The 11,754-nt window shown below is 72.9% G+C and carries 13 protein-coding genes; 8 read left to right on the forward strand and 5 right to left on the reverse strand.

Going from position 1 to position 11,754, the window contains the following annotated elements; translation table 11 throughout:
• The first annotated feature begins 19 nt into the window (after window positions 1-19).
• Window positions 20-754, forward strand: a complete 735-nt coding sequence (locus ABWI04_RS29310; RefSeq protein WP_353834474.1) for a DUF4245 domain-containing protein — start codon at window positions 20-22, stop codon at window positions 752-754.
• A gap of 25 nt (window positions 755-779) precedes the next feature.
• Here the strand turns inward: ABWI04_RS29310 and ABWI04_RS29315 are convergent, their stop codons facing one another.
• The gene (locus ABWI04_RS29315) at window positions 780-1,016 is read right to left on the reverse strand and encodes an exodeoxyribonuclease VII small subunit (protein ID WP_353834475.1); all 237 of its coding nucleotides are present in this window, start codon (window positions 1,014-1,016) and stop codon (window positions 780-782) included.
• A gap of 57 nt (window positions 1,017-1,073) precedes the next feature.
• Window positions 1,074-2,282 (reverse strand): exodeoxyribonuclease VII large subunit, encoded by a 1,209-nt coding sequence (xseA, locus tag ABWI04_RS29320; protein ID WP_353834476.1) that lies wholly within the window; start codon window positions 2,280-2,282, stop codon window positions 1,074-1,076.
• Between the two features lie 145 nt (window positions 2,283-2,427).
• Here xseA and ABWI04_RS29325 point away from each other — a divergent pair, with 145 nt between their 5' ends.
• Window positions 2,428-2,853: a MarR family winged helix-turn-helix transcriptional regulator gene (locus tag ABWI04_RS29325; RefSeq protein WP_353834477.1), complete on the forward strand. Its 426-nt coding sequence runs from the start codon at window positions 2,428-2,430 to the stop codon at window positions 2,851-2,853.
• A gap of 20 nt (window positions 2,854-2,873) precedes the next feature.
• A complete protein-coding gene (locus tag ABWI04_RS29330; RefSeq protein WP_353834478.1) occupies window positions 2,874-4,097 on the forward strand; it encodes an MFS transporter in 1,224 nt (407 codons plus the stop codon).
• A 72-nt stretch (window positions 4,098-4,169) separates the two neighbouring features.
• Here ABWI04_RS29330 and ABWI04_RS29335 read toward each other — a convergent pair whose 3' ends face one another.
• The gene (locus ABWI04_RS29335) at window positions 4,170-5,114 is read right to left on the reverse strand and encodes a DUF8129 domain-containing protein (RefSeq protein WP_353834479.1); all 945 of its coding nucleotides are present in this window, start codon (window positions 5,112-5,114) and stop codon (window positions 4,170-4,172) included.
• A gap of 140 nt (window positions 5,115-5,254) precedes the next feature.
• Here ABWI04_RS29335 and ABWI04_RS29340 point away from each other — a divergent pair, with 140 nt between their 5' ends.
• Complete coding sequence (locus tag ABWI04_RS29340) at window positions 5,255-6,217, forward strand: 4-hydroxy-3-methylbut-2-enyl diphosphate reductase (RefSeq protein ID WP_345177003.1); 963 nt, start codon at window positions 5,255-5,257, stop codon at window positions 6,215-6,217.
• Here the strand turns inward: ABWI04_RS29340 and ABWI04_RS29345 are convergent.
• Entirely contained in the window at window positions 6,214-6,828 is a 615-nt protein-coding gene (locus ABWI04_RS29345; RefSeq protein WP_345177005.1) for a DUF6542 domain-containing protein, read from the reverse strand. The two genes, ABWI04_RS29340 and ABWI04_RS29345, sit on opposite strands and share 4 nt — an antisense overlap.
• A complete protein-coding gene (locus tag ABWI04_RS29350) occupies window positions 6,825-8,210 on the reverse strand; it encodes a DNA recombination protein RmuC (protein ID WP_353834480.1) in 1,386 nt (461 codons plus the stop codon). Before ABWI04_RS29350 ends, ABWI04_RS29345 begins: the two co-directional genes overlap by 4 nt.
• 154 nt (window positions 8,211-8,364) lie before the next feature.
• Here ABWI04_RS29350 and ychF point away from each other — a divergent pair, with 154 nt between their 5' ends.
• The 4 genes from ychF to ABWI04_RS29370 form a co-directional block, all read left to right on the forward strand.
• Window positions 8,365-9,456 (forward strand): redox-regulated ATPase YchF, encoded by a 1,092-nt coding sequence (gene ychF, locus ABWI04_RS29355; RefSeq protein WP_345177010.1) that lies wholly within the window; start codon window positions 8,365-8,367, stop codon window positions 9,454-9,456.
• Window positions 9,457-9,899: 443 nt separating this feature from the next.
• On the forward strand, window positions 9,900-10,916 hold the full coding sequence (locus ABWI04_RS29360) for a conjugal transfer protein (protein ID WP_353834481.1): 1,017 nt from the start codon (window positions 9,900-9,902) through the stop codon (window positions 10,914-10,916).
• Window positions 10,913-11,143 (forward strand): hypothetical protein, encoded by a 231-nt coding sequence (locus ABWI04_RS29365; RefSeq protein ID WP_345177014.1) that lies wholly within the window; start codon window positions 10,913-10,915, stop codon window positions 11,141-11,143. Before ABWI04_RS29360 ends, ABWI04_RS29365 begins: the two co-directional genes overlap by 4 nt.
• Window positions 11,144-11,232: 89 nt before the next feature.
• Window positions 11,233-11,754: conjugal transfer protein (locus ABWI04_RS29370; protein ID WP_353834482.1), on the forward strand; the 522-nt coding region annotated here is incomplete at its 3' end.

Consider the following 11,754-nt stretch of genomic DNA (forward strand, 5'->3'; position numbering starts at 1 on the left):
GGTGGGGGATCCTGGAGGGGTGACCGACAAGACCCCATCCTCCGCCCCGGAAACCGAGCAGGCGGGACCCGCGCCGGACGCGCCCGCCGGCGGGCCCGAGACGGACGCCGCGCGGGAACGGCCCGAGCCGGCGGCCCCCACGGGACGGCCCGTGGTCGAGGTGAGCCCCGGCGTGTACAAGCGGCTGACCACGGGGCTCGGCGGCTTCGCCATGGCGATGGGCGCCTGCCTGCTGCTCGTGCTGGCGATCTACGTCGTCACGCCGCGCAGCGACGAGGAGGTCCTGCCGACCGTCGACTACAGCTCGCAGCTGTGGGCGATGCGCAACGACGCGCCCTACACCGTCCACGCGCCCGAGGGGCTGCCCCCCACCTGGCGTCCCAACAGCTCGCGGGTGAACGGCCTGGACGCCGACGGCAAGGGCCCCGTCGCCTGGCACCTGGGGTTCGTGACGCCCAGCGACGAGTACGCGGCGCTGGAGCAGAGCAACGAGAAGGCCTCGCAGTACGTCCCGCGCATGGCCAACAGCAGCCGGCCGGTCGGGACGCAGCAGGTGAACGGCGTCACCTGGACCAAGTACTACCGCAAGGACAAGAAGGCCAACTCCCTCGCCCGGACGCTTCCGGACGGGGTCAGCATCGTGGTCACCGGCACCGCCTCCTACGCGGAGCTGGCCGTCCTGGCCGGGTCGCTCAAGGAGCAGTCGAAGAACGGCGGCCCGGCCCCTTCGGCGACGGCCACGCCGGCCTCCTGAGCCTCGGCGCGGGCCGCGCGCCGCCTCAGAACGGGGCGGCCGCGTCGCCGCCGTCCGGCCGCTCGAGCGCCGCGGCCAGCCGGGCGCGGGCGCCCTCCAGCCACTCCTCGCAGACGGCGGCGAGCCTCTCGCCCCGCTCCCACAGGCCGAGCGACTCCTCCAGCGTCAGGCCGCCCGCCTCCAGCCGCTTGACGACGTCGGCCAGCTCGTCCCGCGCCTGCTCGTACGACGGCTTCTCGGCCGTCCCGTTCTCGTCAGCCACCGGCCCACCCTCTCATCCCCCGGGGGACGTCCCGTTCCCCGGGCGGCGACTCGCGGTTCATTCCCGGCCGGTCACGCTCACGCCGAGGCGCCCGTCGGCGAGCCGCACGTGCAGGCGCTCGCCGTCCTTGACCGACGCCGACTCCCGCACCACCGACGCGTCCTCCCGCTGGACGATCGCGTAGCCGCGCTCCAGCGTCGCGGCGGGGGAGAGGGCGACCAGCCGGGCGCGGGTGTGCCCGAGCTCGTCCCCGGCCCGGTCCAGCGCCGCCGACAGGCACCGGCGCGCCCGGTCGCGCAGCGCCGCGACCTGCTCGGACTGCCGCTCGATCTCCCGCACCGGGTCGGCCAGCGCGGGCCGTGAGCGCACCGAGCGCAGCCACGCCAGCTCGCGCTCCACCGCGCCGGACAGGCACCGCCGCCCGCGGTCGCGCAGCTGCCGGACGAGCTGGAGCTGCTCGCGCACGTCCGGCACGGCCCTCTTCGCGGCGTCGGTCGGGGTGGAGGCCCGGACGTCGGCGACCAGGTCCAGGAGCGGGCTGTCCTGCTCGTGCCCGATCGCGCTCACGACGGGCGTGCGGGCGGCGTGGACCGCGCGGACGAGGGCCTCGTCGGAGAACGGCAGCAGGTCCTCCATCGCCCCGCCGCCGCGCGCGATGATGATCACGTCGATCTCGGGATCGGCGTCCAGCGCGCGCAGCGCCTCCATCACCTCGCCGACCGCGTACGAGCCCTGCACCGCGGTGTTCTCCACCCGGAACGCCACCGCCGGCCACCGCCGCCGCGCGTTCTCCAGGACGTCGTGCTCGGCGTCGGAGTCTCGCCCGCAGATCAGCCCGATCCGGCCGGGCAGGAAGGGCAGCGGGCGCTTGCGCTCGGGCCGGAACAGCCCCTCGGAGGCCAGTACCCGCTTGAGCCGCTCCAGCCGGGCCAGCAGCTCGCCGACGCCGACCGGCCTGATCTCCAGCACGCTGAGCGAGAACGTCCCGCGGTTGATCCAGAAGTCGGGCTTGGCGTGCACGACGACGCGGGCCCCGTCGGTGACCGCGGGCCCGGCGGCCTCGAACACCGCGCGCGGGCCGACCACCCGCACCGACATGTTCGCCACCGGGTCGCGCAGCGTCATGTAGACCGTGCCGCCGCGGGCGTTGAGGTCGGTGATCTGCCCCTCCACCCAGATGCGGCCGAGCCTGCCGATCCACCCGCTCACCGCCTGAAGCACGGTGCGAACCGGAACCGGGGATTCGGCCGTGGTCTCCATCGCCATGCAGGCAGCCTACGGCGCGGCCCGCGCCCCCCGAGCCGCGCGCCGCCGGTCCCGGCAGAATCCGTGTGACCGAAGAGACATGCCGTCGAGGCGTCAATCTTAGCCAAGCTAACTTAGACTGACTAAGTAATTTCGAGGAGAAACCGTGACCGCATCCGAACGCGAGCTCGCCGAGCAGCTCAACCGGCGCCTGCGCCACGTGGTGCTGATGCTCCGTCAGGTCAGCGCCGACCAGCCGATCACCAGCCAGCAGCTGTCCGTGCTCGGCTCCCTGGAGCACGGGCCGCGGCGGATGACCGAGCTGGCCGCCGAGCACGGCGTCCGGCTGCCGACCATGACGGCGCAGATCAACCGGCTCGAACGCGACGGGCTCGTCGCGCGCGGCCGGAGCGGCGCCGACGCCCGCGTCGTCACCGCCCGGCTCACCGGGGCGGGACGCGACCGGCTGGCCGCCGGGCGCGAGCGCCGGATCGGCTTCCTCGCCGAGCGGTTCGCGGAGCTGACGGACGAGGAGCGCGCGGCGGTCGCCGCGGCGCTGCCCGCCCTCGACAAGCTCTTCGGCGCACCCTGAACCAGCACACGGAGGTACCCATGCACGCGAAGCCCTCGGCGACCCCGAAGGGCGGCGGCATCCTCAGGCAGCCGACGTCGGTGTGGGCGACCGCCTTCGCCGCGGTCGTCGCCTTCATGGGCATCGGCCTCGTCGACCCGATCCTGCCCGCGATCGCGAAGAACCTGGACGCCTCGGCGAGCCAGGTGTCCCTGCTGTTCACCAGCTACTTCCTGATCACCGCGGTGGCGATGCTGGTCACCGGCTGGGTGTCCAGCCGGATCGGCGGGAAGAGGACGCTGCTCATCGGCCTCGCGCTCGTCGTAACGTTCGCCGCCCTCGCCGGGACGTCCGGGACCGTCGGGCAGCTCGTCGGATTCCGCGCCGGCTGGGGCCTCGGCAACGCCCTGTTCGTCGCCACGGCGCTCGCCGTCATCGTGGGCGCGGCCTCGGGCGGGGCCGAGTCGGCGATCATCCTGTACGAGGCGGCGCTCGGCATCGGCATCTCGCTCGGCCCGCTCGCCGGCGCCCTGCTCGGCGACATGAACTGGCGGTTCCCCTTCTTCGGCACCGCCGCGCTCATGGCGGTCGGCTTCCTCCTGATCGTCACGCTGCTCAGGCCCACGCCGAAGCCCGCCGAGAAGACCCGCCTGAGCGCGCCGATCCGGGCCCTCGCGCACGGCGGCCTGTCCACCACCGCGTTCACCGCGCTGTTCTACAACTACGCGTTCTTCACCGTCCTGGCCTTCACCCCGTTCGTCCTCGGGATGAGCGCGCACGGCATCGGCCTGGTGTTCTTCGGCTGGGGCGTGATGGTCGCGCTGGCGTCGGTGTTCGGCGCGCCCCTGCTGCAGCGGCGCGTCGGGACCGTCCGGGTCATGCACCTCGCGCTGGCGCTGCTGATCGTGTTCCAGCTCGGGCTGGCGTTCCTCGGGCACGACGGGATCATCGTCTGCACCGTCCTGTCCGGCATCCCGATCGGGCTGAACAACACCGCGTTCACCGAGGCCGCCATGGAGGTCTCCGACAGCCCGCGGCCCGTCGCGTCCGCCGGGTACAACTTCGTCCGCTGGATGGGCGGCGCCCTCGCCCCGTACATCGCGACGAAGCTCGCGGAGGAGGTCGACGCGAGCCTGCCGTACTTGGTCGGCGCGGCCTGCTGCGCCGTCGCGATCGGCATCCTCGCGGTGCGCCGCCGCCACCTGGAGCCGCTGGAGCGGGTCGACGCCGACCACGCGTTCCAGGACGCCCCCGCGGCGGCCTGACCCTGCGACGACGGAAGCCCCCGGGCGCTCCCGGGGGCTTCCGTCGTGTCGTACCGCTCGGCCTGCGGCGGCTCAGGTGAGGCCGTTGAGCTTGGCGATGCGGCGCTCGTACATGCGGATGACGTCCTCACGACCGGCGTGCTTGCGCTCGTACTCGCGCAGGAGCTTCACCTGGTCGGCGGACAGGCCGCGAAGGCGGGCCCGCAGCTGCGGCAGCGTGGCGCTGTCGTAGTCGGGCACCGGCAGATCCTCGGCGATGTGCGCGGCCTCCGCCTGCGCGGCGGGCTTGGCCTCCGGCTTCGGCTCGAAGGCGGCCTCGTCGGCCTTCTTCCCGGCCTTCGCCGCCGGAGCCTTCTTCTCCGGCGCCTTGCCCTCCGGAGCCTGGGCCGCCTTGGGCTTGGCGGGCGACGCCTTGGGCTTGGGCTTGGCGGGCGCGGGCTCGGCGGGCGCGGGCTCGGCGGCCTTCGGGCTCGGGGCGGGCTCGGCCTGCGGCGCGGGCTCCGGCTTCGGCTCGGACGGCACCGGCTTCGGCGCGGGCTCGGCCACCGGAGCGGCCCCGCCCTCGGCCTTGGCGTGGTCCCGGCCCAGCGCCCCCGGCCTGGCGGGCTTCGGCGGCGGTCCCGGACGGGCGTGCCCGGGCTTGCGGGCCGCCCCGGCGCCGGGCTTGCCGACCGAGATCTCCTCGGTGGCCGCCGACCGCGCGGCGGCCGTCCTGGTGCGGCGCGCGGGCTCGGGCGCGAGCTCGGCCTCGGGCTCCTCACCGCGGACGCGCTCGGCGACCAGCCCGACGACCTTCCCGGCCGTGTGCTGGACGTCGTCGCGCAGCCGCAGGGCCACCGGCTTCACACCGCCGCCCTCGGTGATCTCCTTGTAGTCCCGGGTCACCCGGTCGCTGAGCAGCAGAGCCCGGCCGACGCCGAACATGGCCAGCCGGACGGCGTGCAGCGGCAGATCCCGGACCTGCTCGCCCACCGTTTCGCGGACCTGCTCACTGAGGCGGCGCGGCGATTTCCTCATCGGACATTCCTCTTCCTGCCTCGTCTCCGTCCCCCCTCACTCTGCCCCATCGGTGCGACCCTGGTCACGCGGGGTGAATGGAATTCTGGCAAAGCGTGCCGTGGAGTCGGTCACAGCCCGGCTCCTCGTACGATGGAGCCATGACCTCCACCCAGCGCCGTGTCCTGCTCGCCAAGCCGCGTGGTTACTGCGCGGGCGTCGACCGGGCCGTGCAAGCGGTCGAGATCGCCCTGGAGAAGTACGGGGCCCCGATCTACGTCCGCAAGCAGATCGTCCACAACGTGCACGTCGTGAAGACGCTGGAGGAGCGTGGCGCGATCTTCGTGGACGAGACCGAGGAGGTCCCCGAGGGCTCCATCGTGGTGTTCTCCGCCCACGGCGTGGCGCCCGTCGTGCACGAGGAGGCCAGGGGCCTGTCCCTGCGCACCATCGACGCGACGTGCCCGCTGGTGACCAAGGTCCACAAGGAGGCCGTCCGGTTCGCCGCCGACGACTACGACATCCTGCTGATCGGCCACGAGGGCCACGAGGAGGTCATCGGCACCACCGGCGAGGCGCCCGACCACATCCACCTCGTCGACGGCCCCGACGACGTCGCCAACGTGACCGTCCGCGACCCCGAGAAGGTGGCGTGGCTGTCGCAGACCACGCTGTCGGTCGACGAGACCGTCGCCACCGTCGAGAAGCTCCGCGAGCGGTTCCCCAAGCTGATGGACCCCCCGTCCGACGACATCTGCTACGCCACCCAGAACCGGCAGGTCGCGGTGAAGGAGATGGCGGCGGAGGCGCAGCTCGTCATCGTGGTGGGGTCGACCAACTCCTCCAACTCCGTCCGCCTGGTCGAGGTCGCCAAGGAGCACGGCGCCGACGACGCCCACCTCGTCGACTACGCCGAGCAGATCGACCCGGCCTGGCTGGAGGGCGTCACCACGGTCGGCGTCACGAGCGGCGCGTCCGTCCCGGACGAGCTGGTCCAGGAGGTCCTCGCCTGGCTCGCCGAGCGCGGCTACGGCGAGGCCGAGGAGATCGAGTCCGTCGAGGAGAGGATGCGCTTCTCCCTGCCGAAGGAGCTCCGCAAGGACCTGCGCATCACGCCGGTCTAACCCGCGGCCCCGGAGGGCGGCCGGTCGCCGCGGGCGTGGCGGCCCTCCTTGGGCGTGCCGGGGGACTCGTCCCACCGGACGGGGTTCTCGTTCTCCTCCTTCTCGAAGAGGCGGACCCCGACCAGCTTGTCGTGCAGCTCCCGGGCGTTCGTCAGCACGCCGCGCGCCAGGCAGATCACGACCACGAGCAGCGTGCCGAAGAACAGCCACGGCGCGGTGGCCGCGAGCGCGGTGAAGACGCCCACCGTGACGCCGCGCAGCAGCGAGCCGTCGCCGAGCGTGGTGACGAGCACGACCGTGAGCGTGGCGGCGAGGAACACCAGCGGCGGGCTGACGACGAGCGTGAGCAGGTCGGCGGGACGGGTCGCGAACGCGGCGAGCGCGCAGCCGATCGCGAACCCCGCGCCGGCCAGCAGCGGCACGCCGAACCACCGCGACAGCAGCCCGCACAGCACCCCGGCGGCGAACATGACGACGATGCCGCCGCGCCCGGTGAGCGTGATCGGGCCGGCCGACTCCGAGCGCGGCGGGCCGCCGCGCCGGCGCCGCGACGGGCCCTCAGGGGAGGCCGAGGAGCCTCCCGGCGCGTCGCGTACCGTCGATGAACTCATCGCCACCTCTTCCCCGTGGGAGGCGGGCCTCCCACACGCCCCGGCCCGCTCCGCTCCCGGACGTCCCGCGGATCGCCCTGCTCGGGGACGCGCCCGCCGAGACCCGCCGCTCCCGCGGCGGGGCCGCGCCGGGAACGGTCCCTTTCTGGGAGATGGTCCTCGTCGTCGAGAAGTTCGTCGTCCGCGGTCAGTTCGGCCGCGGACAGAGCGCGGGGGCTCTCCTCGACAGGATGAGGGCTTTCCAGGCCCTCGTCCACCACCCCGAGCTCGTTCAGCTTGCGCGCGCTGACCAGAACGCGGGTCTCCAGGGACCCGACGGTCCGGTTGTAGGTCTTGACGGCGCCGGTCAGCGCCCGGCCGAGCTCGTCGACGTGCTGCCCCATCGTGCCCAGCCGCTCGTACAGCTCCTTGCCCAGCTCGAAGACCGCGCGGGCGTTGTGCGAGAGGGCGGCCTGCTGCCACGCGTAGGACGCCGTCCGCAGCATCGTGACGAGGGTCGTCGGCGTGGCGATGTGCACGCGCCGCCTCATCGCGTACTCCAGCAGGCCGGGGTCGCGGTCGAGGGCGGGCGCCAGGAAGGCCTCGCCCGGGATGAACAGCACGACGAACTCCGGCGCCGGGCTGAACGCCTGCCAGTACGACTTGGCCGACAGGCGGTCGACATGGTCGCGCAGGTGCCGCGCGTGCGCGTCGAGCCGCACCGGGTCGCCGCTCTCCGCCGCCTGGAGGTAGGCGGCCAGCGAGACCTTGGAGTCGACCACGATGCTCTTGCCGCCGGCCAGCCGCACCACCATGTCGGGACGGACCGCGCCGTCGGCGGTCACCGCGCCGGCCTGCTCGTCGAAGTCGCAGTGGTGCGCCATCCCGGCCAGCTCCACCACGCGGCGGAGCTGGAGCTCGCCCCAGCGGCCCCTGGCCTCGGGCCGCTGCAGCGCCCGCACGAGCGACTGCGTCTCCCGCCGGAGCTGGTCGGAGCTCTGCCGGACGAAGTCGACCTGCTTGGCCAGCATGGCGTGCGACTCGCGCCGGCCCGTCTCCACCTCGCGGAGCTGCTCCTCCACCTTGGCGAGCGTCTCCCTGAGCGGCGCCACCAGGTGCTCGACGGCCTGCTGCCGCCGCTGCAGGTCACCGGCCGCCTCGGCGCCCGCCGCCTTGAACCGCGCGTCCGCCAGCTCCAGGAACCGCTGGTTGCTGGCGTCCAGGGCCTTGGCCGACAGGTTCTCGAAGTGCTCGGCCATCCGCCCCTCGGCGTAGGCGAGCTTCTCCTCGGCCGCGCGCGCCCGCGCGATCAGCGCCCCCTGCCGGCTCGTCGCGAGCGCGTACCCGGCGACGGCGCCGAAGACGGCGCCGACGAGGAGTCCGGCGAACAGCGCGAGGTCCATCCGCTCATCGTGACAGCGCGCCCGCGATCGGCGACCGCGACGCGCCGGGAGCCCCCGCGTCACCGGACATTTGGCCCAGTGTTCACCGGGGGGAGGCCCCACGGAGGTTCCGGGCAGCCCGAGGGGTCCGCGAGCGCCCATAAACTTGACGGCCGTGAGCCTCTCCATCGGAATCGTCGGGCTGCCCAACGTCGGCAAGTCGACGCTCTTCAACGCGCTGACCAAGAACGACGCGCTGGCCGCCAACTACCCGTTCGCGACCATCGACCCCAACGTCGGCGTGGTCGGGGTGCCCGACCCGCGGCTGACCGTCCTCGCCGAGCTGTTCGGCTCGCAGAAGGTCATCCCGGCGACGATGGAGTTCGTCGACATCGCGGGCATCGTCAAGGGCGCCTCGGAAGGGCAGGGGCTCGGCAACAAGTTCCTCGCCAACATCCGGGAGACCAACGCGATCTGCCAGGTCATCCGGGCGTTCGAGGACCCGGACGTCACGCACGTGGACGGCGACGTCGCCCCGTCCCGCGACATCGAGACGATCAACACCGAGCTGATCCTGGCCGACCTCCAGACGATCGAGAAGGCGCTGCCGCGCCTCGACAAGGAGGCCCGGACCAAGAAGGACAAGGACAAGCTCGCCGTCGTCGACGCCGTCAACGCCGCGCAGAAGCTCCTGAACGACGGCGTCACGCTGTTCGCGGGGGCCGAGCAGGCCGGGATCGACCTGGAGCTCCTGCGCGAGCTGCACCTGCTCACCGCCAAGCCGTTCCTCTACGTCTTCAACCTGGACGAGAGCGAGCTGACCGACGAGGCCCTGCGCGAGCGCCTGCGCACCCTCGTCGCCCCCGCCGAGGCGATCTTCCTGGACGCCAAGATCGAGGCGGAGCTGATCGAGCTGCCCGACGACGAGGCGCTCGAACTGCTCCAGGGCATGGGGCAGGAGGAGTCCGGCCTGTCGCAGCTCGTCCGCATCGGGTTCGCCACCCTCGGCCTCCAGACCTACCTGACGGCGGGGCCCAAGGAGTCGCGCGCCTGGACGATCCCCAAGGGCGCCACCGCGCCGGAGGCCGCGGGCGTCATCCACACCGACTTCCAGCGCGGCTTCATCAAGGCCGAGATCGTCTCCTTCGACGACCTGACCGCCGCGGGCTCGATGGCCGCCGCGCGCACCGCCGGCAAGGTGCGCATGGAGGGCAAGGACTACGTCATGCAGGACGGCGACGTCGTGGAGTTCCGCTTCAACGTCTGACCGCGCCCGGCGGGGCCGCGACCGGTGTGATTTTGGCGACACGCGGTGCCGGTGCGGCGGACGTGCCGGATGAGCTGGCCGTTTTGGTGCAAGGTGTCGCATTTTCGACTTCATGTCGGTTATTTCGGCGGGAACGGATTGCGGGCGCCGTCGCCATCCCGTGACCAAGCGACGTCGAAAGCATCCCGCTTGTCCGCTGACGAGGCTTGCGCACCGTTCGGAGCCCCAGGTAGGAGAACGTCACCGTTTGGCAATCCTCCCCGTTCCTGCTGAGGTGGATTGCATTATCCGCAACCGCGTGCCGGGGCTGTGTTTCGCTGGGATGCGCTGGAACAATTGACGCCCGTGGTTACCCTGGGCCCGAGGTGGGTTCGGAAAAGCCACCGGACATGACCAGGCAACAGGACCGCGCCGACCGGGGGCGAGGCGCGAGCGGAGGCAGGATGGCTCGCAGGTCGGCCGTGGGACGCGGCCGTGACACCGCCGTAGTCGAGGAGACCGCGGCGCCCGGCCGGGCGCTCGCGGCGTCCGCCGACCCGTGGGACCTGCCCGAGCGCGGCCGCCGGGGGTCCGGCGGCGGCTCGCGCGGCGGCGGCCGCTGGGGCGGATCCGGCGGGCGCTGGTGGGTCTGGGTCGGCCGCGCCGTGCTGTGGGCCCTCATCCTCGTCATCCTCGTCAACGGCATCCGCGCCCCGTTCGAGCGCTTCACCGCCGACGACACGCCCAGCGCGGGCGGCACCGAGTCCAAGGCCCCGAAGGGCGCCGGGTTCCCCACCAGCGCCGCGGGCGCGTTCGCCCTCCAGTTCGCCAACGTCTACCTCAACTTCGACCAGAAGACCGCGCCCGCCCGCGAGGCGCAGCTGCGGACCTTCCTGCCCGACGGCGCCGACGCCCAGTACGGCTGGAACGGCGTCGGCAAGATGCAGGTGCAGTCCGTCCAGGTCGCCGGCGTCGACGCCCGCGACGCCAGCAACGCCACCGTGATTCTCCTGGCACGGACCGCCGACCGCTGGCTCCGCCTCGCCGTCCCGGTGTACGCCGACCGGAGCGGCTCGCTGGTCGTCTCCGCCCGTCCCGCCCTGCTGCCCCCTCCGACCAAGGCGCAGCTTCCAGGGGACGGGGTCCAGGACCGCGACACCGCGCTCGAAACCGAACTCCAGCCCTTCCTCAGCACCTTCTTCACGGAGTACGCGAACGGCAACCAGGCGGCCCTGTCCCGGTTCTCCAACGGGACGACCATCGCGGGCCTGGCCAAGACCGTCGTCTTCGTCCAGGTCAAGGAGGTCGTCGCGCCGAAGGGCCCCGGAGGCTCGCGCACCGTCACCGCGACCGTGGTGTGGCAGCCCGCCGGCGGCGGCGGCGGTGAGCTCGAGCAGAGCTACCAGCTCGCCATGGTGAAGAAGGGAACGACCTGGCTCGTCCAGGACATTCGTGGCACCACGCAACCGGACGCATCATGAGAGGCCGCGAAGTGATCAACACGCCCCCCGAACCGTCCGCCGGCCTCGGGAAATCCCGGCGCGCCGAACGGCCGCGCGAGATTCCCGGCCCGCCGTTCCCCGTGATCGGCGTGCCGCTTCTCCTCCGGCTCACCCGCGACCTCACGCGGTCCGCGCGATCCATCTGCCCGGCGATCGGGATCGGAGTGGTCTTCCACGTACCGAACATCATCGAGACCACGGCCTAGGCGATCGCCGGGGCCTCAGGCGTGGACGCCTGACCTCGGGCGGAGGTCGGCAGGCGGCACGGTGCTCGCGCAGTTAGGGGAGTAGGGGCGTGGATCTACCCACGTACACGAACATCTGGCGCATCGAGAAGCGGCTCTACAAGCTGTACGACCTGCGGCTTCCGATGCCGCTGCCGCTGGTCCAGATCGGCGTCTTCCTCGGCGTGTTCGTGCCGTGGATCGTGCTGCTCCGGGTCGTCGGGATCCCCTTCGCGTCCCCCTGGCACGTGCTCTACATCGTCCCGCCGGGCGTGCTCACCTGGCTGGCGACCCGCCCCGTCATCGAGGGCAAGCGGCTCACCGAGCTGCTGCTCTCGCAGGGCCGCTACCTCGCCGAGCCCCGCACCTGGTGCCGCCTCACCCCCATCCAGGAGCCCCGCGAGGTCGTCATCGTGGCCCGCGTCTGGCGGCGCACCGGGAGCCCCGCCCCCGCCGCCGCGATGGAACGCGCCGCGATCAAGACCCGCCGCCGCGCCCGCAGGCGCGCGGCCGAGCCGGAACCCGCCGCGGCGCCCGCCACGACCCCCGGCCTGGCCGCAGGAGCCGCCCGCCGACGCCCCCGAACCCCCCGA

The organism is Actinomadura sp. NPDC000929 (genome assembly GCF_040492065.1).
Taxonomy (GTDB): Bacteria; Actinomycetota; Actinomycetes; order Streptosporangiales; family Streptosporangiaceae; genus Spirillospora; species Spirillospora verrucosospora.

What these genes read in the sequence shown, in the direction of transcription:
- xseA (WP_353834476.1), bottom strand. Translation starts at nt 2,282, where the DNA reads ATGGCGATGGAGACCACGGCCGAATCCCCGGTTCCGGTTCGCACCGTG.
- ABWI04_RS29330 (WP_353834478.1), top strand. Translation starts at nt 2,874, where the DNA reads ATGCACGCGAAGCCCTCGGCGACCCCGAAGGGCGGCGGCATCCTCAGG.
- ABWI04_RS29335 (WP_353834479.1), bottom strand. Translation starts at nt 5,114, where the DNA reads ATGAGGAAATCGCCGCGCCGCCTCAGTGAGCAGGTCCGCGAAACGGTG.
- ABWI04_RS29340 (WP_345177003.1), top strand. Translation starts at nt 5,255, where the DNA reads ATGACCTCCACCCAGCGCCGTGTCCTGCTCGCCAAGCCGCGTGGTTAC.
- ABWI04_RS29345 (WP_345177005.1), bottom strand. Translation starts at nt 6,828, where the DNA reads ATGAGTTCATCGACGGTACGCGACGCGCCGGGAGGCTCCTCGGCCTCC.
- ABWI04_RS29350 (WP_353834480.1), bottom strand. Translation starts at nt 8,210, where the DNA reads ATGGACCTCGCGCTGTTCGCCGGACTCCTCGTCGGCGCCGTCTTCGGC.
- ABWI04_RS29360 (WP_353834481.1), top strand. Translation starts at nt 9,900, where the DNA reads ATGGCTCGCAGGTCGGCCGTGGGACGCGGCCGTGACACCGCCGTAGTC.
- ABWI04_RS29365 (WP_345177014.1), top strand. Translation starts at nt 10,913, where the DNA reads ATGAGAGGCCGCGAAGTGATCAACACGCCCCCCGAACCGTCCGCCGGC.